The organism is Escherichia sp. WS568, from assembly GCF_046486085.1.
Lineage (GTDB): Bacteria > Pseudomonadota > Gammaproteobacteria > Enterobacterales > Enterobacteriaceae > Escherichia > Escherichia coli.
This window is the reverse complement of record NZ_JBJQMC010000021.1, coordinates 1-22,741: the sequence shown is the minus strand read 5'-3', so window position 1 is coordinate 22,741 and position 22,741 is coordinate 1. Positions and strand designations below refer to the sequence as shown.

22 protein-coding genes and 1 pseudogene are annotated in these 22,741 nt (G+C 52.3%); 13 read left to right on the top strand and 10 right to left on the bottom strand.

The features are described from left to right. Positions 1-22 precede the first annotated feature (22 nt). The gene (gene lacI / locus ACJHWR_RS19785; protein WP_000805876.1) at positions 23-1,105 is read right to left on the bottom strand and encodes a DNA-binding transcriptional repressor LacI; all 1,083 of its coding nucleotides are present in this window, start codon (positions 1,103-1,105) and stop codon (positions 23-25) included. A 76-nt stretch (positions 1,106-1,181) separates the two neighbouring features. Next, positions 1,182-2,015 carry a DNA-binding transcriptional regulator gene (locus ACJHWR_RS19780; protein ID WP_001310207.1) on the bottom strand — a complete coding sequence of 278 codons (834 nt, stop codon included), beginning with the start codon at positions 2,013-2,015 and terminating at the stop codon, positions 1,182-1,184. Between the two features lie 190 nt (positions 2,016-2,205). Between ACJHWR_RS19780 and ACJHWR_RS19775 the strand changes: the two genes are divergently transcribed. From ACJHWR_RS19775 to ACJHWR_RS19740, 8 genes are all read left to right on the top strand, one after another. Then, complete coding sequence (locus tag ACJHWR_RS19775; protein ID WP_001007420.1) at positions 2,206-3,870, top strand: bifunctional 3-(3-hydroxy-phenyl)propionate/3-hydroxycinnamic acid hydroxylase; 1,665 nt, start codon at positions 2,206-2,208, stop codon at positions 3,868-3,870. 1 nt (position 3,871) lies between these two features. Next, positions 3,872-4,816, top strand: coding sequence for a 2,3-dihydroxyphenylpropionate/2,3-dihydroxicinnamic acid 1,2-dioxygenase (gene mhpB / locus ACJHWR_RS19770; RefSeq protein ID WP_000543457.1), 945 nt, complete (start codon positions 3,872-3,874; stop codon positions 4,814-4,816). Between the two features lie 17 nt (positions 4,817-4,833). Then, positions 4,834-5,700, top strand: coding sequence for a 2-hydroxy-6-oxonona-2,4-dienedioate hydrolase (mhpC, locus tag ACJHWR_RS19765; protein WP_000121898.1), 867 nt, complete (start codon positions 4,834-4,836; stop codon positions 5,698-5,700). 9 nt (positions 5,701-5,709) lie between these two features. Next, positions 5,710-6,519 (top strand): 2-keto-4-pentenoate hydratase, encoded by an 810-nt coding sequence (gene mhpD, locus ACJHWR_RS19760; RefSeq protein ID WP_000160712.1) that lies wholly within the window; start codon positions 5,710-5,712, stop codon positions 6,517-6,519. After that, a complete protein-coding gene (gene mhpF, locus ACJHWR_RS19755) occupies positions 6,516-7,466 on the top strand; it encodes an acetaldehyde dehydrogenase (protein ID WP_000044314.1) in 951 nt (316 codons plus the stop codon). Before mhpD ends, mhpF begins: the two co-directional genes overlap by 4 nt. Next, entirely contained in the window at positions 7,463-8,476 is a 1,014-nt protein-coding gene (gene mhpE / locus ACJHWR_RS19750; protein WP_000998299.1) for a 4-hydroxy-2-oxovalerate aldolase, read from the top strand. The genes mhpF and mhpE overlap by 4 nt, the downstream gene beginning before the upstream one ends. 175 nt (positions 8,477-8,651) lie before the next feature. Next, complete coding sequence (gene mhpT / locus ACJHWR_RS19745; protein WP_000107624.1) at positions 8,652-9,863, top strand: 3-(3-hydroxy-phenyl)propionate transporter MhpT; 1,212 nt, start codon at positions 8,652-8,654, stop codon at positions 9,861-9,863. 101 nt (positions 9,864-9,964) lie between these two features. Beyond that, positions 9,965-10,504 (top strand): DUF2058 domain-containing protein, encoded by a 540-nt coding sequence (locus tag ACJHWR_RS19740; RefSeq protein WP_001096709.1) that lies wholly within the window; start codon positions 9,965-9,967, stop codon positions 10,502-10,504. A 124-nt stretch (positions 10,505-10,628) separates the two neighbouring features. Here the strand turns inward: ACJHWR_RS19740 and fghA are convergent, their stop codons facing one another. From fghA to ACJHWR_RS19705, 7 genes are all read right to left on the bottom strand, one after another. Beyond that, a complete protein-coding gene (gene fghA, locus ACJHWR_RS19735; RefSeq protein ID WP_000419076.1) occupies positions 10,629-11,462 on the bottom strand; it encodes an S-formylglutathione hydrolase in 834 nt (277 codons plus the stop codon). Between the two features lie 91 nt (positions 11,463-11,553). Then, a complete protein-coding gene (gene frmA, locus ACJHWR_RS19730; protein ID WP_000842092.1) occupies positions 11,554-12,663 on the bottom strand; it encodes an S-(hydroxymethyl)glutathione dehydrogenase in 1,110 nt (369 codons plus the stop codon). 34 nt (positions 12,664-12,697) lie between these two features. Next, on the bottom strand, positions 12,698-12,973 hold the full coding sequence (gene frmR, locus ACJHWR_RS19725) for a formaldehyde-responsive transcriptional repressor FrmR (RefSeq protein ID WP_001141271.1): 276 nt from the start codon (positions 12,971-12,973) through the stop codon (positions 12,698-12,700). Positions 12,974-13,157: 184 nt separating this feature from the next. Next, positions 13,158-13,931 carry a YaiO family outer membrane beta-barrel protein gene (locus ACJHWR_RS19720; RefSeq protein ID WP_000596108.1) on the bottom strand — a complete coding sequence of 258 codons (774 nt, stop codon included), beginning with the start codon at positions 13,929-13,931 and terminating at the stop codon, positions 13,158-13,160. A gap of 1 nt (position 13,932) precedes the next feature. Beyond that, the gene (locus ACJHWR_RS19715) at positions 13,933-14,514 is read right to left on the bottom strand and encodes an acetyltransferase (protein ID WP_072157198.1); all 582 of its coding nucleotides are present in this window, start codon (positions 14,512-14,514) and stop codon (positions 13,933-13,935) included. Continuing rightward, positions 14,492-15,688 (bottom strand): glycosyltransferase, encoded by a 1,197-nt coding sequence (locus ACJHWR_RS19710; protein ID WP_000860421.1) that lies wholly within the window; start codon positions 15,686-15,688, stop codon positions 14,492-14,494. Before ACJHWR_RS19710 ends, ACJHWR_RS19715 begins: the two co-directional genes overlap by 23 nt. Before the next feature lie 9 nt (positions 15,689-15,697). Further along, on the bottom strand, positions 15,698-16,369 hold the full coding sequence (locus ACJHWR_RS19705) for a PIG-L deacetylase family protein (protein ID WP_000362029.1): 672 nt from the start codon (positions 16,367-16,369) through the stop codon (positions 15,698-15,700). A gap of 615 nt (positions 16,370-16,984) precedes the next feature. On the opposite strand from ACJHWR_RS19705, the gene tauA reads away from it, so the two are divergent. The 4 genes from tauA to tauD are packed head-to-tail and all read left to right on the top strand — an operon-like array spanning position 16,985 to position 20,400. Then, on the top strand, positions 16,985-17,947 hold the full coding sequence (gene tauA / locus ACJHWR_RS19700) for a taurine ABC transporter substrate-binding protein (RefSeq protein ID WP_012311974.1): 963 nt from the start codon (positions 16,985-16,987) through the stop codon (positions 17,945-17,947). Between the two features lie 13 nt (positions 17,948-17,960). Beyond that, positions 17,961-18,728 carry a taurine ABC transporter ATP-binding subunit gene (gene tauB / locus ACJHWR_RS19695; RefSeq protein WP_000939382.1) on the top strand — a complete coding sequence of 256 codons (768 nt, stop codon included), beginning with the start codon at positions 17,961-17,963 and terminating at the stop codon, positions 18,726-18,728. Further along, positions 18,725-19,552 (top strand): taurine ABC transporter permease TauC, encoded by an 828-nt coding sequence (gene tauC / locus ACJHWR_RS19690; RefSeq protein ID WP_000114579.1) that lies wholly within the window; start codon positions 18,725-18,727, stop codon positions 19,550-19,552. The genes tauB and tauC overlap by 4 nt, the downstream gene beginning before the upstream one ends. Further along, positions 19,549-20,400, top strand: coding sequence for a taurine dioxygenase (gene tauD, locus ACJHWR_RS19685; protein ID WP_000004027.1), 852 nt, complete (start codon positions 19,549-19,551; stop codon positions 20,398-20,400). Before tauC ends, tauD begins: the two co-directional genes overlap by 4 nt. Before the next feature lie 39 nt (positions 20,401-20,439). Here tauD and hemB read toward each other — a convergent pair whose 3' ends face one another. Further along, a complete protein-coding gene (gene hemB, locus ACJHWR_RS19680; RefSeq protein ID WP_012311679.1) occupies positions 20,440-21,414 on the bottom strand; it encodes a porphobilinogen synthase in 975 nt (324 codons plus the stop codon). A 525-nt stretch (positions 21,415-21,939) separates the two neighbouring features. Here hemB and ACJHWR_RS19675 point away from each other — a divergent pair. After that, positions 21,940-22,632: pseudogene (locus tag ACJHWR_RS19675) on the top strand (autotransporter outer membrane beta-barrel domain-containing protein); the annotation flags it as partial. Positions 22,633-22,741: the final 109 nt, after the last annotated feature.

The following is a 22,741-nucleotide window of genomic DNA, read 5'->3' as shown; positions in this document are numbered from 1 at the left end:
ACTCACATTAATTGCGTTGCGCTCACTGCCCGCTTTCCAGTCGGGAAACTTGTCGTGCCAGCTGCATTAAAGAATCTGCCAACGCGCGGGGAGAGGCGGTTTGCGTATTGGGCGGAAGGGTGGTTTTTCTTTTCACCAGTGAGACGGGCAACAGCTGATTGCCCTTCACCGCCTGGCCCTGAGAGAGTTGCAGCAAGCGGTCCACGCTGGTTTGCCCCAGCAGGCGAAAATCCTGTTTGATGGTGGTTAACGGCGGGATATAACACGAGCTGTCTTCGGTATCGTCGTATCCCACTACCGAGACATCCGCACCAACGCGCAGCCCGGACTCGGTAATGGCGCGCATTGCGCCCAGCGCCATCTGATCGTTGGCAACCAGCATCGCAGTAGGAACGATGTCCTCATTCAGCATTTGCATGGTTTGTTGAAAACCGGACATGGCACTCCAGTCGCCTTCCCGTTCCGCTATCGGCTGAATTTGATTGCGAGTGAGATATTTATGCCAGCCCGCCAGACGCAGACGTGCCGAGACAGAACTTAATGGACCCGCTAACAGCGCGATTTGCTGGTGACCCAATGCGACCAGATGCTCCACGCCCAGTCGCGTACCGTCTTCATGGGAGAAAATAATACTGTTGATGGGTGTCTGGTCAGAGACATCAAGAAATAAAGCCGGAACATTAGCGCAGGCAGCTTCCACAGCAATGGCATCCTGGTCATCCAGCGGATAGTTAATGATCAGCCCACTGACGCGTTGCGCGAGGAGATTGTGTACCGCCGCTTTACAGGCTTCGACGCCGCTTCGTTCTACCATCGACACCACCACGCTGGCACCCAGTTGATCGGCGCGAGATTTAATCGCGGCGACAATTTGCGACGGCGCGTGCAGGGCCAGACTGGAGGTGGCAACGCCAATCAGCAACGACTGTTTGCCTGCCAGTTGTTGTGCCACGCGGTTGGGAATGTAATTCAGCTCCGCCATCGCCGCTTCCACTTTTTCCCGCGTTTTCGCAGAAACGTGGCTGGCCTGGTTCACCACGCGGGAAACGGTCTGATAAGAGACACCGGCATACTCTGCGACATCGTATAGCGTTACTGGTTTCACATTCACCACCCTGAATTGACTCTCTTCCGGGCGCTATCATGCCATACCACGAAAGGTTTTGCGCCATTCGATGGTGTCAGCGTAAATGCACGCCGCTTCGCCTTCCCGCTACCAGAATAGCCTGCGATTCAACCCCTTCTTCGATCTGTTTTGCCACCCGTTGCAGCGCCGGAAGATGCTTTTCCGCTGCCTGTTCGATGGTCATTGCGCTCGCCATATACACCAGATTCAGACAGCCAATCACCCGTTGTTCACTGCGCAGCGGTACGGCGATAGAGGCGATCTTCTCCTCCTGATCCCAGCCGCGGTAGTTCTGTCCGTACCCCTCTTTGCGCGCGCGCGCCAGAATGGCTTCCAGCTTTAACGGTTCTCGTGCCAGTTGATAGTCATCACCGGGGCGGGAGGCTAACATCTCGATTAATTCCTTGCGTTCTTGTTCCGGGCAAAAGGCCAGCCAGGTCAGGCCCGAGGCGGTTTTCAGAAGCGGTAACCGTCGCCCGACCATTGCCCGGTGAAAGGATAATCGGCTGAAACGATGGGTGGTTTCGCGTACCACCATTGCATCAACATCCAGCGTGGACACATCTGTCGGCCATACCACTTCGCGCAACAGATCGCCCAGCAGTGGGGCAGCCAGTGCAGAAATCCACTGTTCGTCACGAAATCCTTCGCTTAATTGCCGCACTTTGATGGTCAAACGGAAACTATCATCGGAGGGACTACGCCGGACATATCCCTCTTCCTGCAGCGTCTCCAGCAGTCGCCGCACAGTGGTGCGATGCAGGCCGCTGAGTTCCGCCAGCAGCCCGACGCTGGCACCGCCGTCAAGTTTATTTAACATATTTAATAACATTAGACCGCGGGTTAAGCCGCGCACGGTTTTGTATTCCGTCTGCTCATTGTTCTGCATATTAATTGACATTTATATAGTTAAAACAACGTTGTGCACCTGGTGCACATTCGGGCATGTTTTGATTGTAGCCGAAAACACCCTTCCTATACTGAGCGCACAATAAAAAATCATTTACATGTTTTTAACAAAACAAGTTGCGCTGTACTGTGCGCGCAACGGCATTTTGTCCGAGTCGTGAGGTACTGAAATGGCAATACAACACCCTGACATCCAGCCTGCTGTTAACCATAGCGTTCAGGTGGCGATCGCTGGTGCCGGTCCGGTCGGGCTGATGATGGCGAACTATCTCGGCCAGATGGGCATTGACGTGCTGGTGGTGGAGAAACTCGATAAGTTGATCGACTACCCGCGTGCGATTGGTATTGATGACGAGGCGCTGCGCACCATGCAGTCGGTTGGCCTGGTCGATAATGTTCTGCCGCACACTACGCCGTGGCACGCGATGCGTTTTCTCACCCCAAAAGGTCGCTGTTTTGCTGATATTCAGCCAATGACCGATGAATTTGGCTGGCCGCGCCGTAACGCCTTTATTCAGCCTCAGGTCGATGCGGTGATGCTGGAAGGATTGTCGCGTTTTCCGAATGTGCGCTGCCTGTTTTCCCGCGAGCTGGAGGCCTTCAGCCAGCAAGATGACGAAGTGACCTTGCACCTAAAAACGGAAGAAGGGCAGCGGGAAACGGTCAAAGCCCAGTGGCTGGTGGCCTGTGATGGTGGGGCAAGTTTTGTCCGTCGCACCCTGAATGTGCCGTTTGAAGGTAAAACTGCGCCAAATCAGTGGATTGTGGTAGATATCGCCAACGATCCGTTAAGTACGCCGCATATCTATTTGTGTTGTGATCCGGTGCGCCCGTATGTTTCTGCCGCGCTGCCTCATGCGGTACGTCGCTTTGAATTTATGGTGATGCCGGGAGAAACCGAAGAACAGCTGCGTGAGCCGCAAAATATGCGCAAGCTGTTAAGCAAAGTGCTGCCTAATCCGGACAATGTTGAATTGATTCGCCAGCGTGTCTACACCCACAACGCGCGACTGGCGCAACGTTTTCGTATTGATCGCGTACTGCTGGCGGGCGATGCCGCGCACATCATGCCGGTGTGGCAGGGGCAGGGCTATAACAGTGGTATGCGCGACGCCTTTAACCTCGCATGGAAACTGGCGTTGGTTATCCAGGGGAAAGCCCGCGATGCGCTGCTCGATACCTATCAACAAGAACGTCGCGATCACGCCAAAGCGATGATTGACCTGTCCGTGACGGCGGGCAACGTGCTGGCTCCGCCGAAACGCTGGCAGGGTACGTTACGTGACGGCGTTTCCTGGCTGTTGAATTATCTGCCGCCAGTAAAACGCTACTTCCTCGAAATGCGCTTCAAGCCGATGCCGCAATATTACGGCGGTGCGCTGGTGCGTGAGGGCGAAGCGAAGCACTCTCCGGTCGGCAAGATGTTTATTCAGCCGAAAGTCACGCTGGAAAACGGCGACGTGACGCTGCTCGATAACGCGATCGGCGCGAACTTCGCGGTAATTGGCTGGGGATGCAATCCACTGTGGGGGATGAGCGACGAGCAAATCCAGCAGTGGCGCGCGTTGGGCACACGCTTCATTCAGGTGGTGCCGGAAGTGCAAATTCATACCGCACAGGATAACCACGACGGCGTACTACGCGTGGGCGATACGCAAGGTCGCCTGCGTAGCTGGTTCGCGCAACACAATGCTTCGCTGGTGGTGATGCGCCCGGATCGCTTTGTTGCCGCCACCGCCATTCCGCAAACCCTGGGCAAGACCCTGAATAAACTGGCGTCGGTGATGACGCTGACCCGCCCTGATGCCGACGTTTCTGTCGAAAAGGTAGCCTGATATGCACGCTTATCTTCACTGTCTTTCCCACTCGCCGCTGGTGGGATATGTCGACCCGGCGCAAGAGGTACTCGATGAGGTCAATGGCGTGATTGCCAGCGCCCGCGAGCGTATTGCGGCTTTCTCCCCTGAACTGGTGGTGCTGTTTGCGCCAGATCACTACAACGGCTTTTTCTATGACGTGATGCCACCGTTCTGTTTAGGCGTTGGAGCGACGGCAATTGGTGATTTCGGCAGTGCGGCAGGAGAGCTGCCCGTGCCTGTGGAGCTGGCGGAGGCCTGTGCGCATGCCGTCATGAAGAGCGGGATCGATCTTGCCGTTTCTTACTGTATGCAGGTGGACCACGGGTTCGCCCAGCCGCTGGAGTTCCTGCTCGGTGGGCTGGATAAGGTGCCAGTACTGCCGGTGTTCATCAACGGTGTCGCCACGCCGCTGCCCGGTTTCCAGCGTACCCGCATGTTGGGGGAAGCCATTGGACGTTTCACCAGTACTCTCAATAAACGCGTGCTGTTCCTGGGGTCCGGTGGGCTTTCCCATCAGCCGCCGGTGCCCGAACTGGCGAAAGCCGATGCCCATATGCGCGACCGTCTGTTGGGGAGCGGGAAAGATTTACCCGCCAGTGAGCGCGAATTGCGTCAGCAACGGGTGATTAGCGCCGCTGAGAAGTTTGTTGAGGATCAGAGAACGCTGCATCCGCTCAACCCGATTTGGGATAACCAGTTCATGACTTTGCTGGAGCAGGGACGCATACAGGAACTGGATGCCGTCAGTAACGAAGAGCTTTCCGCCATTGCCGGAAAGTCGACACATGAAATCAAAACCTGGGTCGCCGCTTTTGCCGCTATTTCTGCGTTTGGCAACTGGCGTAGCGAAGGGCGTTATTACCGCCCAATCCCGGAGTGGATTGCCGGATTTGGCTCGTTAAGCGCCAGAACAGAGAACTGAATATGCAGGAGAAGATGATGAGTTATCAGCCACAAACCGAAGCCGCCACCAGCCGTTTTCTGAATGTAGAAGAAGCGGGTAAAACGCTGCGCATCCATTTTAATGACTGCGGACAAGGCGACGAAACTGTTGTCCTGCTGCATGGTTCCGGCCCGGGTGCTACTGGCTGGGCGAACTTCAGCCGCAATATCGATCCGCTGGTAGAGGCGGGCTATCGGGTGATCCTGCTGGATTGTCCGGGTTGGGGCAAGAGCGATTCGATCGTTAATAGTGGTTCGCGATCGGATCTTAATGCACGAATCCTGAAAAGCGTGGTGGATCAACTGGATATCGCCAAAATCCACCTGCTGGGCAACTCGATGGGTGGCCATAGTTCTGTGGCGTTCACCCTTAACTGGCCGGAGCGCGTCGGCAAACTGGTGCTGATGGGCGGCGGTACGGGCGGCATGAGTTTGTTTACGCCGATGCCAACCGAAGGTATTAAGCGACTGAATCAGCTTTATCGTCAGCCGACTATCGAAAACCTGAAGCTGATGATGGATATCTTCGTTTTTGATACCAGCGATTTGACCGACGCCCTGTTTGAAGCGCGTCTGAATAATATGCTGTCGCGCCGCGATCACCTGGAAAACTTCGTTAAGAGCCTGGAAGCCAATCCGAAACAGTTCCCGGATTTTGGCCCACGGCTGGCGGAAATCAAAGCGCAAACCCTGATTGTCTGGGGGCGCAACGACCGCTTTGTGCCGATGGATGCGGGTCTGCGTCTGCTGTCCGGCATTGCCGGTTCTGAACTGCATATCTTCCGCGACTGTGGTCACTGGGCGCAGTGGGAACATGCCGACGCTTTCAATCAACTGGTGCTGAATTTCCTCGCACGCCCTTAAGGAACGGTCATGACGAAGCATACTCTTGAGCAACTGGCGGCGGATTTACGCCGCGCCGCAGAGCAGGGCGAAGCGATTGCGCCGCTGCGCGATCTGATTGGTATCGATAACGCTGAAGCGGCCTACGCCATTCAGCACATCAATGTGCAACATGACGTCGCGCAGGGGCGTCGCGTGGTGGGGCGTAAAGTGGGGCTGACGCATCCGAAAGTGCAGCAACAACTGGGCGTTGATCAACCGGATTTCGGGACATTATTTGCCGACATGTGTTATGGCGATAATGAAACCATTCCTTTTTCCCGTGTTCTGCAACCCCGCATTGAAGCGGAGATCGCACTGGTGTTGAACCGCGATCTACCCGCAACCGATATCACCTTCGACGAATTGTATAACGCCATTGAATGGGTACTTCCGGCGCTGGAGGTGGTGGGGAGCCGCATTCGCGACTGGTCGATTCAGTTTGTCGATACCGTGGCAGATAACGCTTCCTGCGGGGTGTATGTCATCGGCGGTCCGGCGCAACGCCCGGCGGGGTTAGACCTGAAAAACTGCGCCATGAAGATGACGCGTAATAACGAAGAGGTTTCCAGCGGGCGCGGCAGCGAATGCCTGGGACATCCGCTTAATGCCGCCGTCTGGCTGGCACGCAAAATGGCCAGTCTGGGTGAACCGCTGCGCGCCGGAGATATCATCCTTACCGGGGCATTAGGTCCGATGGTGGCGGTGAATGCGGGCGATCGTTTTGAAGCCCATATCGAAGGCATAGGTTCAGTTGCTGCGACATTTTCAAGCGCAGCCCCAAAAGGAAGTCTGTCATGAGTAAGCGTAAAGTCGCCATTATCGGTTCAGGCAACATTGGCACCGATCTGATGATTAAAATTTTGCGTCACGGTCAGCATCTGGAGATGGCGGTGATGGTCGGCATTGATCCTCAGTCCGACGGTCTGGCGCGTGCCAGACGTATGGGCGTCGCCACCACCCATGAAGGGGTGATCGGGCTGATGAACATGCCTGAATTTGCTGATATCGACATTGTATTTGATGCGACCAGCGCGGGCGCGCATGTGAAAAACGATGCCGCTTTGCGCGAAGCGAAACCGGATATTCGCTTAATTGACCTGACGCCTGCTGCCATCGGCCCTTACTGCGTGCCGGTCGTTAATCTCGAGGCGAATGTCGATCAATTGAACGTCAACATGGTCACCTGCGGCGGCCAGGCCACCATTCCAATGGTGGCGGCAGTTTCACGCGTGGCGCGTGTTCATTACGCCGAAATTATCGCTTCTATCGCCAGCAAATCTGCCGGACCTGGCACGCGTGCCAATATCGATGAATTTACGGAAACCACTTCCCGAGCCATTGAAGTGGTGGGCGGCGCGGCAAAAGGGAAGGCAATTATCGTGCTTAACCCAGCAGAGCCACCGTTGATGATGCGTGACACGGTGTATGTATTGAGCGACGAAGCTTCACAAGATGATATCGAAGCCTCAATCAATGAAATGGCTGAGGCGGTGCAGGCTTACGTACCGGGATATCGCCTGAAACAGCGCGTGCAGTTTGAAGTTATCCCGCAGGATAAACCGGTTAATTTGCCGGGCGTGGGGCAGTTCTCCGGGCTGAAAACGGCTGTCTGGCTGGAAGTCGAAGGCGCAGCACATTATCTGCCTGCCTATGCGGGCAACCTCGACATTATGACTTCCAGTGCGCTGGCGACAGCGGAAAAAATGGCCCAGTCACTGGCGCGCAAGGCAGGAGAAGCGGCATGAACGATAAAAAACTTTATATCTCGGACGTCACGTTGCGTGATGGTATGCACGCCATTCGTCATCAGTATTCATTGGAAAACGTTCGCCAGGTTGCCAAAGCACTGGACGATGCCCGCGTGGATTCGATTGAAGTGGCCCACGGCGACGGTTTGCAAGGTTCCAGCTTTAACTATGGTTTCGGCGCACATAGCGACCTTGAATGGATTGAAGCGGCGGCGGATGTGGTGAAGCACGCCAAAATCGCGACGTTGTTGCTGCCTGGAATCGGCACTATTCACGATCTGAAAAATGCCTGGCAGGCTGGCGCGCGGGTGGTTCGTGTGGCTACGCACTGTACCGAAGCTGATGTTTCCGCCCAGCATATTCAGTATGCCCGCGAGCTCGGAATGGACACCGTTGGCTTTCTGATGATGAGCCATATGACCACGCCGGAGAATCTCGCAAAGCAGGCAAAGCTGATGGAAGGCTACGGTGCGACCTGTATTTATGTGGTGGATTCTGGCGGTGCGATGAACATGAGCGATATCCGTGACCGTTTCCGCGCCCTGAAAGCAGTGCTGAAACCAGAAACGCAAACCGGCATACACGCTCACCATAACCTGAGTCTTGGCGTGGCGAACTCTATCGCGGCGGTGGAAGAGGGCTGCGACCGAATCGATGCCAGTCTCGCGGGAATGGGCGCGGGCGCAGGTAACGCGCCGCTGGAAGTGTTTATTGCCGCCGCGGATAAACTGGGTTGGCAGCATGGGACCGATCTCTATGCGTTAATGGATGCCGCTGACGACCTGGTGCGTCCGTTGCAGGATCGTCCGGTACGAGTCGATCGCGAAACGCTGGCGCTGGGATACGCCGGTGTTTACTCCAGCTTCCTGCGTCACTGTGAAACGGCGGCGGCGCGTTATGGCTTAAGCGCGGTGGATATTCTCGTTGAGTTGGGCAAACGCCGGATGGTTGGCGGCCAGGAGGATATGATCGTCGACGTGGCGCTGGATCTGCGCAACAACAAATAATGATGACTGCCGAGAACGTGCATTTTGTATGCCCATCCCAGCACGACTGCCGGATGCGGCGTAAACGTCTTGTCCGGCCTATATTTCGCCCGTAGGCAGTCATTAAATGGTTCTGATTACGCGGCTGGCAATGTATCAGCCGCGACTCACCTGCACTCGCAACGAGGTTCATCTTATGTCGACTCGTACCCCTTCATCATCTTCATCCCGCCTGATGCTGACCATCGGGCTTTGTTTTTTGGTCGCTCTGATGGAAGGGCTGGATCTTCAGGCGGCTGGCATTGCGGCGGGTGGCATCGCCCAGGCTTTTGCACTCGATAAAATGCAAATGGGCTGGATATTCAGCGCCGGAATACTCGGTTTGCTACCCGGCGCGCTGGTTGGCGGGATGCTGGCGGACCGTTATGGTCGCAAGCGCATTTTGATTGGCTCAGTTGCGCTGTTTGGTTTGTTCTCACTGGCAACGGCGATTGCCTGGGATTTCCCCTCACTGGTCTTTGCGCGGCTGATGACCGGTGTCGGGCTGGGGGCGGCGTTGCCGAATCTGATCGCCCTGACGTCTGAAGCCGCGGGTCCACGTTTTCGTGGGACGGCAGTGAGCCTGATGTATTGCGGTGTTCCCATTGGCGCGGCGCTGGCGGCGACACTGGGTTTCGCGGGGGCAAACTTAGCATGGCAAACGGTGTTTTGGGTAGGTGGTGTGGTGCCGTTGATTCTGGTGCCGCTGTTAATGCGCTGGCTGCCGGAGTCGGCGGTTTTCGCTGGCGAAAAACAGGCCGCGCCACCACTGCGTGCGTTATTTGCGCCAGAAACGGCTACCGCGACGCTGCTGCTGTGGTTGTGTTATTTCTTCACTCTGCTGGTGGTCTACATGTTGATCAACTGGCTACCGCTGCTTTTGGTGGAGCAAGGATTCCAGCCATCGCAGGCGGCAGGGGTGATGTTTGCACTGCAAATGGGGGCGGCAAGCGGGACGTTAATGTTGGGCGCATTGATGGATAAGCTGCGTCCAGTAACCATGTCGCTACTGATTTATAGCGGCATGTTAGCTTCGCTGCTGGCGCTGGGAACGGTGTCGTCATTTAACGGTATGTTGCTGGCGGGATTCGTCGCGGGGTTGTTTGCGACAGGTGGGCAAAGCGTTTTGTATGCCCTGGCACCGTTGTTTTACAGTTCGCAGATCCGCGCAACAGGTGTGGGAACAGCCGTGGCGGTAGGGCGTCTGGGGGCTATGAGCGGTCCGTTACTGGCCGGGAAAATGCTGGCATTAGGCACTGGCACGGTTGGCGTAATGGCCGCTTCTGCGCCGGGTATTCTTGTTGCCGGCCTGGCAGTGTTTATTTTGATGAGCCGGAGATCACGAATGCAGCCGTGTGCAGATGCCTGACGCGCCTTATTAAGCAGGGGCGAAAGGGACTTCCCCCCAATACACCTACGGCGTTTACAGGTATACTCGCTAAAAATTATTCAGCGGGTTTGGAAACAAAGATGGCAAAACTTACCTTACAAGAGCAGTTGCTCAAAGCAGGATTAGTCACCAGCAAAAAAGCGGCGAAGGTCGAGAGAACGGCGAAAAAATCGCGCGTTCAGGCGCGTGAAGCTCGGGCGGCGGTAGAAGAAAATAAAAAGGCACAGCTTGAGCGTGATAAACAGCTTAGCGAACAACAAAAACAAGCGGCGTTGGCGAAAGAATATAAAGCCCAGGTGAAGCAGCTCATTGAAATGAACCGAATTACCATTGCCAATGGCGATATTGGTTTTAACTTCACTGACGGCAATCTGATTAAGAAGATTTTTGTCGATAAGCTCACGCAAACGCAGTTGATTAATGGTCGTCTGGCGATTGCCCGCTTGTTGGTCGATAACAATAGTGAGGGTGAATACGCCATTATTCCCGCCAGCGTTGCCGATAAAATTGCTCAGCGTGATGCCAGCAGTATTGCGTTGCACAGCGCGCTCAGCGCCGAAGAGCAGGATGAAGACGATCCGTATGCTGACTTCAAAGTGCCTGATGATTTGATGTGGTAAACATAGATAAATCGTGTGCAGATGCCTGATGCGACGCTTTGCGAGTCTTATCATGCCTACGGTTTCCAGGCGAAATGTAGGCGGATAAGGCGTTCACGCCGCATCCGGCAGTCGTGCACTATTATTAACGCATATTCAGTTTATTGGCGTGGTACGCAATATGCTCGCCAATAAAACTGGAGACAAAATAATAGCTGTGATCATAACCCTCGTGATAACGGATTAACGTCTTGATATTCATCTCCTGGCAGATCTTTTCAAGATTTGGAGTCCGCAGCTGTTCTGCGTAAAAATCATCACTCAACCCCTGATCAACCATGATTTCCGCAACGCGTTGACCTTGTGAAATAAGGCTCACCGGATCGTAATCCAACCAGGCCTCTTTATTTTCACCAAGATATGCGGCAAAGGCTTGCTGTCCCCACGGTACTTGCGATGGGGAGACAATGGGCGAAAATGCCGAGACGCTGACATATTCATCTGGATTACGTAACGCCAGCACCAGCGCGCCCAGTCCGCCCATAGAATGACCTGAGATAGACTTTCTGGTCGTTGCCGGAAAATGTTGCATCACTAAATCCGGCAGCTCGTTGTGGATATAATCATACATTTTGTAATGTTCATTCCACGGCGCTTGCGTTGCGTTCAGGTAAAACCCGGCACCTTGCCCGAGATCGTAACGGTCGGCATCTGCGACATGACTGCCTCGCGGACTGGTGTCCGGCGCAACAACAATAATGTTGTGCTCAGCCGCGTAACGCTGCATCCCCGATTTAGTAATGAAATTCTGCTCGTTGCAGGTCAGGCCCGAAAGCCAGTACAGCACCGGTAATTTTTCATTCCCGGCTTTTGGTGGGAGATAGACGCCGACATTCATTTCACATTTCAGTGATTGGGAATAATGCCGATACACATTTTGCCAGCCGCCAAAGCTGGCATGTTTTTCAATGAGTTCCATCAGTCATTATCTCACGGTTAATCCCCCGGACGGCTGCCCGGGGAGAGTATTAAGAACCCCGTCTGAACTGGACGGGTAAACCTGCGGGAAATCAGTAACGAATTACGGTTCGAATGGATTTGCCTTCATGCATCAGGTCAAAGGCGTCATTAATTTCATCCAGGCTCATGGTATGCGTGACAAACGGTTCCAGATCGATATCGCCTTTCATCGCATCTTCAACCATACCCGGTAACTGGGAACGACCTTTCACGCCGCCAAACGCGGAACCTTTCCATACGCGACCGGTGACCAACTGGAATGGACGGGTGGAGATTTCCTGACCAGAACCAGCTACCCCGATGATCACCGACTGACCCCAGCCGCGGTGCGCACTTTCCAGCGCCGCACGCATCACGTTGACGTTACCGATGCATTCAAAGGTATGGTCGATACCCCATTTGTTGATATCCAGCAGGACATCTTTAATCGGTTTGTCGTAGTCATTCGGGTTAATGCAGTCGGTAGCACCGAAGCGACGCGCCAGATCGAATTTCTTCGGGTTCGTATCGATAGCGATAATCCGTCCCGCTTTCGCCTGACGCGCGCCCTGAACCACTGCCAGACCAATCGCGCCAAGACCAAATACGGCAACAGAATCATCTGGCTGGACTTTAGCCGTGTTGTGTACCGCGCCAATACCGGTGGTCACGCCACAGCCCAGCAGGCAGACGTGTTCGTGGTTTGCCTCTGGATTAATTTTGGCCAGAGACACTTCCGCGACCACGGTGTATTCACTGAATGTAGAGCATCCCATGTAGTGATAAAGCGGCTGCCCGTTGTAAGAAAAACGGGTGGTGCCGTCTGGCATCAGGCCTTTACCCTGGGTTTCGCGAACCGCAACACAGAGGTTGGTTTTGCCGGAACGACAGAACTCACACTCGCCGCACTCTGCGGTGTAAAGCGGGATCACATGGTCGCCAGGTTTGACGCTGGTTACGCCTTCACCGACTTCAACCACAACGCCGGCCCCTTCGTGACCGAGAACTACCGGGAATACACCTTCCGGGTCATCGCCGGAGAGGGTAAATGCGTCGGTATGGCAAACGCCGGTATGGGTGACTTTAATCAGCACTTCACCTTTTTTCGGTGGTGCAACGTCAATTTCAACGATTTCCAGCGGTTTACCGGGAGCAAATGCAACGGCAGCACGTGATTTCATCTCTCGCTCTTCCTCAATATGGTAATAGATTCAGCTATTTAAGATAGGCACGAACCAGTTCAATAGTGTCGTCAACGGATTGGCTGACTTCGCGGCTGTAGCAGTCATTTCGGTCAAACGTTTCCCGGATATGGCTTTCAAGCACTTCTGCCATCAGCCCGTTAGCCGCGCCCCGAACGGCAGCGATCTGTTGGAGTATGGCACGGCATTCGGCATCACCCTCCAGCGACCGTTCCAGAGCATCAATTTGCCCCCGAATACGACGAACTCGAGTAAGGACCTTTTTCTTCTCTTCCGGAGTACTGGGCATTTCGCACCTCATCATCTGCACGCAATATACTATAGGGGGGTATGCTATATGTCAATGCATACCCCCCTATAGTATATAACACTGGAGAATAAAATTTATCCGGTGAATGTAGTCGGATAACAAAAAGGAAAGAGGGGCCTAATCGACAGGGAAGGCCGCCCCGGATAGCGGGCGGCAGAAGCAATCAGAATTTCCAGGTCAGATGGGCTGCAAGTTGCAGACCGTTATAATCATCGGTTGGGGTGTCGTACCACACTTTACCTGCCGTCAGCCCGAGATTAAGTTGCTCAGTCAGCGGTTGAATACGTTGCAGACTGACGCTCTTCATGCTGCCGTAGCGTGTTTCTGGCGTCCAGTCATAGGTGTAAGCGCCTGTTCCGCGGCTTAGCCATAGTTGCGTATAACCAGTGCCGCGCGGGTCATTCAGACGCACGGAAATCATATTGCTGTAACTACCACCTGCATCGCTGGAGTCATAATGGGTATAGCGGTAGCTGGAGATCACCGGGCCAGTATAGAGGGATACGCCGCCTTGCCAGGCATCGACTTCGACATCATCGTAATATTTAGTGTAGCGATAACCGGTCGTGAAAAGCGTTTTTGGCAACAGTGCCAGGTTAATATCCTGACGAAAATCCTGGCGGGCAAAGACCGGCGTATTATCCGCAAAGGCAATACCCGTTCGGGTTGTCAGCCAGTTATTCCATTTATACCAGACCGCACCCTGACCGCGAGTGGCATTGAAATGTTCAGTTTCATAATCACGACGCCCCTGGGAAAGATTAAAAAGCAGCGTTGCGTTTTCAACTTTCGCCACCAGTTCAGCATACGCTAAATTACGATTGCCATGATCGCCAGAATAATCGGTAAAATCGTAGCCCGCGGTAATGGAAGTTAACCCGGCATAAGCGGGCAATGTGCTAAAAATGGCCGCCGCTAATAACGTCCGTTTTATCATTTTAATCTCCTGTACGGATAAGTTCTTGTCGGAGTGAATAAGTTCCGGTAGGTAAATTACGTTCTACAATCACGCGCGGGCCAAGTTGCGTGTTCGGGGAAATAATTCGCCCAGGCAAAATAATAACTTGTACGCCAAGGCGTGAACGCTGTCCGATATAACAACCTAATTTATCGCATCCGGTAGCGATAATTCCCTCTGGAGTTCGAACAGACACGGGCTGTTCATCCAGACGATGATTACTGGTACGTACTTGTGCGCCCAAATATGCCTGGTTTGCGACTACCGAGTCGGCAATAAAACATTGCGGACCAATCGTTGCTTCCGCTTCAATAACCGCATTTTTAATTTCGGTGGCGAAACCAATTTTTACGCCATTGCTGATTATTGTGCCAGGACGAATAAACGCATAATTACCTATCAGGCAGTTTGCGCCAATCACTACCGGACCCTGAATAACGGCACCGTGACAAATATGGGTATTCGCGCCGATAACAACTTCACCTGCAGTTTCATCAATAATTACCTGGTCTGCAATCTGAATATTTTTCTCTTTAACATTAAGCTTCAGAAAGTTTTTCAGTTCCTGTGACAGAAGGTTGGGAATAAGCGGTTGACGCTTCCACCAGTGCGGAATAGCGGGTGGGTTTGTCGCGCTGAGGTTCGCGTCCAGTAAAAAAGGCAATAAGTCCATAAATAATCCAGATGGCATAAGCTAATAATACATACACAACGGAAAGCGGCGCTAAAGGCACCAACAACCAGCAACGATGAAACCAGGCGCTAAAAGCACCAATAACACAAACTACGCCGACCCAGATAAGCGGAAACATTGCCAACACCACACTATGCGGCCCGGTGGTGATGAATTCATTAAACCAGGTAGTGAGATAAATCCCAACGCCATAAAGCACAACCAACAGCATAGGAAATATACTGAAGATACCGAAGCGGCTAAATAAAAGTCTTTTATGCAGGCGCATACAGACCGCGTAGCCCACAATCCAACGCCGCCAGCGACGCCATTCCTCACGCGGGCTGTTGCATTCCTGTGGGTATACGATGCAGCGATTCGCCTGCCGAATACGATAGCCGTTTGCCACCAATGTCCAGGTGAGATCAAGGTCTTCGACTTTAGTACGATCAGAGAAACCGAACTTACGCAATACATCAGTACGGAACATCCCGCAGGCACCGCTGATAATAAACGGTGCGCCGCCCAGGAGCTGCTGTAGCGTGCGCTTCATAACAATCATCGGCAACTTTACGGTCGCGCGGATGTGCGGTAACAGACCCGCGCCTTTCAACGCAGTAGAGGGAATGCCGCCTACGGCATCAGCACCGCGCTCTATTTCTGCCAGCATATAGCCCATTCCGTCTTGATCGGGCGGAACATAGGTGTCGGCATCACTTAAAAAAACCTGGTCGCAGGTGGCGTAATTGAGGCCATTCATCAGCGCACCACCTTTACCGGTATTTTTTTGCGTGACGGCAATAAAGCGGTCGCCCCATTTGCGTTTGACTTCCGCCATGACCGCTTCGGTATTGTCCGTGGAGCCGTCGTTAACGCAAATTACCCGGCAAAAATAAGGGTTACGCAGCAGATTATCCAGTGACTGCGCCAGACACGGGCCTTCGTTATAAGCAGGTATAATGGCGTCAATACAGCCTTTTTTTTGGCTGGGCTTACGCCTTAACGTACTCAGGAACCATAGCAATATTGCTACGGCCATACAGATAAATATCCAGGTTTTCATGCAATTTGCTCAAAGAATCATTTTATGAATTACAAAGCCTTCACCCAGATCGCTATTGACCTGTTGCCCGCGAAATTGTGCAACTGCACGCAGGCGATCATGACGCATATAATCGCGTCGTTCCTGGCTTTTATGTTTTTTTAATGCAGCAAGTTTGACTGTGAAATATTCTTCTTTAACGGATTCAAAAACCTGAGGCATAAATGAAAGCCAGGTACTTGGGGTTTCGTAGCCGAGAATTTGTGGAATAGTTCGGCAGGCAACCATTGAGGCTTGATAGACTGCAAGATGATCCTGATGGCGGTCAGCATCATGCATGGTATATACCCGCATGATTTCAACATCAGAAGGAATTTGATTTTTAATGATGTCTTCCAGGGCGGAAATCATATCATTGAGCTGTAAATGAGCGCGGGTGTCAGCAAAATTAAGATGAATAGTTTGGTGGCACCCTAATATCTTTAGGGCGTTGCGCGATTCTTCATGGCGATCGATTATTCCATCTGTGCCAGAGTTGCCGGTAGTCATCACCACGGCTGCGATATAAATTCCTTTTTGCGCAAGACGAGCAAGCGATGCGCCACAGCCTAATTCTATATCGTCAGGATGTGCGCCAATAGCAAGGATACCCTTTCTTTTATTTGCCGAAGAAAGGAGGGCTGAATCTAAAACCTTATCCACTTAATGACACTCCATTTTATTTATTATACTACAAGCACAACGATGCACTCAGAGACGTAATCTCTGGCGCAGCCAGATGTTAATTTATAAATGTTAAATGTTGCTAATAACTGAAAAGCAAGGGCTTTCAGACCCGGAGGTTCGACTGGGTAATGTTTTTATGCAATTCATATGTTAAGTGTTTGTATGTTTGGTATGTATAGTTATTTTGTTTTATACATTGTATTTAGATGTGATTTAGTTTGTCAATTAATTGCATTTAAAAAATATGTTCTGTGAACAAGTATTGTTTATATACATTATGTGAATGTAATATGCGAGTGATTGAGAATGATACAGTGATATATACAATGCGAATATAATAGTTTTATTATATGTATTGATATTGATAGAAATAATGAAGTAATAAATCTCGTAATGTGGTTGTTTATGCATCACTAAAATGAAGTGTAGTAATTTTCCCAATTGTTAGAACGGAGTAATTGCATATTTAATCTTTCCTTTGCCGTTTTTTTGCTAAGAATAAAATCATCTGTGCGATAACGACTAATTCTTTTAATGAATGTTTTTATTCCTGAATACTGCTCCCATAACAAGACAGGGGAGCAGACAATCATGGCAATTTCATCGCGTAACACACTTCTTGCCGCACTGGCATTCATCGCTTTTCAGGCGCAGGCGGTGAACGTCACCGTGGCGTATCAAACCTCCGCCGAACCGGCGAAAGTGGCTCAGGCCGACAACACCTTTGCTAAAGAAAGCGGAGCAACCGTGGACTGGCGTAAGTTTGACAGCGGAGCCAGCATCGTGCGGGCGCTGGCTTCAGGCGACGTGCAAATCGGCAACCTCGGTTCCAGCCCGTTAGCGGTTGCAACCAGCCAACAGGTGCCGATTGAAGTCTTCTTGCTGGCGTCAAAACTGGGTAACTCCGAAGCGCTGGTGGTAAAGAAAACTATCAGCAAACCGGAAGATCTGATTGGCAAGCGCATCGCCGTACCGTTTATCTCCACCACCCACTACAGCCTGCTGGCGGCGCTGAAACACTGGGGTATTAAACCCGGGCAAGTGGAGATTGTGAACCTGCAGCCGCCCGCGATTATCGCTGCATGGCAGCGGGGAGACATTGATGGTGCTTATGTCTGGGCACCGGCGGTTAACGCCCTGGAAAAAGACGGCAAGGTGCTGACCGATTCTGAACAGGTCGGGCAGTGGGGTGCGCCGACGCTGGATGTCTGGGTAGTGCGCAAAGATTTTGCCGAGAAACATCCTGAGGTCGTGAAAGCGTTCGCTAAAAGCGCCATCGATGCTCAGCAACCGTACATTGCTAACCCAGACGCGTGGCTGAAACAGCCGGAAAACATCAGCAAACTGGCGCGGTTAAGCGGCGTGCCTGAAGGTGACGTTCCGGGGCTGGTGAAGGGGAATACCTATCTGACGCCGCAGCAACAAACGGCAGAACTGACCGGACCGGTGAATAAAGCGATCATCGATACCGCGCAGTTTTTGAAAGATCAGGGTAAAGTCCCTGCCGTGGCGAATGATTACAGCCAGTACGTGACCTCGCGCTTCGTGCAATAAAAGGAGGCAGCAGATGCTGCAAATCTCTCATCTTTACGCCGATTATGGCGGCAAACCGGCACTGGAAGATATCAACCTGACGCTGGAAAGCGGCGAGCTTCTGGTGGTTCTGGGACCGTCTGGCTGCGGCAAAACCACCTTGCTGAATCTGATTGCCGGTTTTGTGCCTTATCAGCATGGCAGCATTCAACTGGCGGGTAAGCGTATTGAGGGACCGGGAGCAGAGCGTGGCGTAGTTTTTCAGAATGAAGGGCTACTACCGTGGCGCAATGTACAGGACAACGTGGCATTCGGCCTGCAACTGGCAGGCGTAGAGAAAATGCAGCGACTGGAAATCGCGCACCAGATGCTGAAAAAAGTCGGCCTGGAAGGGGCGGAAAAACGCTACATCTGGCAGCTTTCCGGCGGTCAACGTCAGCGGGTGGGGATTACCCGCGCGCTGGCGGCGAATCCCCAGCTGTTATTACTCGACGAACCGTTTGGCGCGCTGGACGCCTTCACCCGCGATCAGATGCAAACCCTGCTGCTGAAACTCTGGCAGGAGACGGGCAAGCAGGTGCTGTTGATTACCCACGATATAGAAGAAGCGGTGTTTATGGCGACTGAACTGGTTCTGCTTTCATCCGGCCCTGGCCGCGTGCTGGAGCGGCTGCCGCTCAACTTTGCTCGCCGCTTTGTTGCCGGGGAACCGAGCCGCAGCATCAAGTCCGATCCACAATTCATCGCCATGCGCGAATATGTTTTAAGCCGCGTATTTGAGCAACGGGAGGCATTCTCATGAGTGTGCTCATTAATGAAAAACTGCATTCGCATCGGCTGAAATGGCGCTGGCCGCTCTCGCGTCAGGTGACCTTAAGCATTGGTACGTTAGCGGTTTTGCTCACTGTATGGTGGGCAGTCGCGGCGCTGCAACTGATTAGCCCGCTGTTTTTGCCGCCACCGCAACAGGTACTGGCAAAACTGCTCACCATTGCCGGACCGCAGGGATTTATGGACGCCACGCTGTGGCAGCATCTGGCAGCCAGCCTGACGCGCATTTTGCTGGCGCTACTCGCGGCGGTGTTGATCGGCATTCCGGTCGGGATCGCCATGGGACTAAGCCCGACGGTGCGCGGCATTCTGGATCCGATAATCGAGCTTTATCGTCCGGTGCCGCCGCTGGCTTATTTGCCGCTGATGGTGATCTGGTTTGGTATTGGTGAAACTTCGAAGATCTTACTGATCTATTTAGCGATTTTTGCCCCGGTAGCGATGTCGGCGCTGGCGGGGGTGAAAAGCGCGCAGCAGGTTCGCATTCGTGCCGCCCAGTCGCTGGGTGCCAGCCGTGCGCAGGTGCTGTGGTTTGTCATTTTGCCCGGCGCGCTGCCGGAAATCCTCACCGGATTACGCATTGGTCTGGGTGTGGGCTGGTCTACGCTGGTAGCGGCGGAGCTGATTGCCGCGACGCGCGGTTTAGGATTTATGGTTCAGTCAGCGGGTGAATTTCTCGCGACTGACGTGGTGCTGGCGGGGATCGCGGTGATTGCGATTATCGCCTTTCTTTTAGAACTGGGTTTGCGCGCGTTACAGCGCCGTCTGACGCCCTGGCATGGAGAAGTACAATGAGTGAACGTCTGAGCATTACCCCGCTGGGGCCGTATATCGGCGCACAAATTTCGGGTGCCGACCTGACGCGCCCGTTAAGCGATAATCAGTTTGAACAGCTTTACCATGCGGTGCTACGCCATCAGGTGGTGTTTCTGCGCGATCAAGCTATTACGCCGCAGCAGCAACGCGCGCTGGCCCAGCGTTTTGGCGAACTGCATATTCACCCTGTTTACCCTCATGCCGAAGGGGTTGACGAGATCATCGTCCTGGATACCCATAACGATAATCCGCCAGATAACGACAACTGGCATACCGATGTGACATTTATTGAAACGCCACCCGCAGGGGCGATTCTGGCGGCAAAAGAGTTACCCTCGACCGGCGGCGATACGCTCTGGACCAGCGGTATTGCGGCCTATGAGGCGCTCTCTGTTCCCTTCCGCCAGCTGCTGAGCGGGCTGCGTGCGGAGCATGATTTCCGTAAATCGTTCCCGGAATACAAATACCGCAAAACCGAGGAGGAGCATCAACGCTGGCGCGAGGCGGTCGCGAAAAATCCGCCGTTGCTACATCCGGTGGTGCGAACGCATCCGGTGAGCGGTAAACAGGCGCTGTTTGTGAATGAAGGCTTTACTACGCGAATTGTTGATGTGAGCGAGAAAGAGAGCGAAGCCTTGTTAAGTTTTTTGTTTGCCCATATCACCAAACCGGAGTTTCAGGTGCGTTGGCGTTGGCAGCCAAATGATATCGCGATTTGGGATAACCGCGTGACTCAGCACTATGCCAATGCGGATTACCTGCCACAGCGGCGGATTATGCATCGGGCGACGATCCTTGGGGATAAACCGTTTTATCGGGCGGGGTAAGGGGGAAATGCCGGGTTGGATAACCCGGCATAATGATCATTAACGCAGAATCTTCTTCTCAGCCAAATCCAGCGCAAAGTAGCTGAAAATCAGATCCGCACCCGCACGCTTAATCGAACCTAAGCTTTCGAGCACAACTTTCTCTTCATCTATAGCACCCGCCAGCGCGGCGAACTTAATCATCGCATACTCACCGCTCACCTGATACGCGCCAATCGGCAATTCAGTACGTTCACGCAGCTCACGCACGATGTCGAGGTACGCTCCAGCAGGTTTAACCATCAGGCAGTCTGCGCCCTGGGCTTCATCCAGCAGTGACTCATGAATCGCCTCACGACGGTTCATTGGGTTCATCTGATAGCTTTTGCGGTCGCCTTTTAATGCGCTTCCGGCAGCTTCACGGAACGGGCCATAAAAGGAAGAGGCAAACTTGGTCGAATACGACATAATCGCCGTATCTTTAAAGCCCGCAGCGTCCAGCGCCTGGCGAATCGCTTGTACCTGGCCATCCATTGCGGCGGAAGGGGCGATGAAGTCTGCACCTGCAGCAGCTGCAACCACGGCCTGCTTGCCTAAATTTTCCAGGGTCGCGTCGTTGTCGACGCCATGCTCGCACAGCACACCGCAGTGACCGTGAGAAGTGTATTCACAGAAACAGGTGTCTGACATGACGATCATTTCTGGCACGGTCTGCTTGCAGATGCGCGACATACGCGCCACCAGACCATCTTCCCGCCAGGCATCGCTGCCGGTTTCATCGGTATGGTGAGAGATGCCGAAAGTCATCACGGAACGAATACCTGCGTTGGCGATACGTTCAATTTCGCGTGCCAGATGTTTCTCTGGAATGCGCATCACGCCTGGCATGGCTTCAACGGCTTTGTAGTCGTCAATTTCTTCTTCAACAAAGATCGGCAACACCAGGTCGTTAAGGCTAAGTGTTGTCTCTTCAAACATAGCGCGCAGCGCAGGAGATTTGCGCAGGCGACGAGGGCGTTGGATTAAGTCGGTCATGGTCTGCCTGATGTTTGTGGAATCGAGGGGCATAGTATACCTGAAGCAGGGTGGGGATGTTTTACGAAAGTTGTCGCGATGTTGACAAGAAGAGAATGAATGAGAGGTCAGGACATCTTTGTAATAGAAATAGCAATAAATTTATATTCATTGAAAATATTTTTAATTTTTATTTATAGCTATAGATTATTGTTTTTGGGGATTTGGTGACGTTTTCAAAAACGGAATGATTTAAAGTTCATTGGTTATTGATAGATTATTTGTCTGGTTTGTGTGTTTGATATTTTAAATGCATATGCTTTAAAAATGGAACTCCTGTTAACTTGTTGAAACATTAAGCTTTTATCAATTTTTTCTTTGTGTGTTCCTCCGTGCTTTATATATGTCCGTAACCGGACTTCGGGGAAAGAATAATTGAACCATTCCTCAATAACGCCGCATAATCGTTAGCGCGAAACATAATATGTTTTCTATGCATTGATAATTGATGGATCAACTTATTACGTCCCTGAGGAGGGATGACAAATGCACTCCTGGAAAAAGAAACTTGTAGTATCACAATTAGCATTGGCTTGCACTCTGGCTATCACCTCTCAGGCTAATGCAACTACTTATGACACCTGGACATATGTCGATAACGCGGCTACTGGTCTTAACTGGACCAATATGGATAATCCGGGCACTGTAGACGGTAACTATGTGAATTATAGTGGCTTTGTCTACTATAACAACACCAATGGCGACTTCGATCAGTCTTTTAACGGTGATACTGTTAACGGCACGATTTCTACATATTATCTGAACCACGACTACACTGATGGTACAAATGGCAATGCTAACCAGCTTGATATTGCTAATTCAGTAATTCACGGCTCAATCACTTCTATGCTGCCTGGTGGTGATCTCTGGCATAATAATGCTTATGATCAAAGCTATGGCTACATTCAGGCTGGTGATACAGTTATTGATACAACGTGGTATGACGGTGATGTATTCACTCTGAATATTGCTAACTCCACTATTGATGATGACTATGAAGCACTTTACTTTACTGATTACTACAAAGATGGCGATGTAACTAAATCTACTAACGGCACTTTTGACGTTAGCGAAGGCGTTGCTGTTAATCTTAATGTAGAAAGTAACATCAATATCTCCAATAACTCCCGTGTTGCAGGTATTGCGTTATCTCAAGGTAGTACTTACAACAATACTTACTGGATTTGCCCCTATATTTCCAGACACCTGTTATCACTTAACCCATTACTGGCCTGCTGCCGCAGATATTCCCGTGGCGAGCGATAACCCAGTGCACTATGCGGATGCC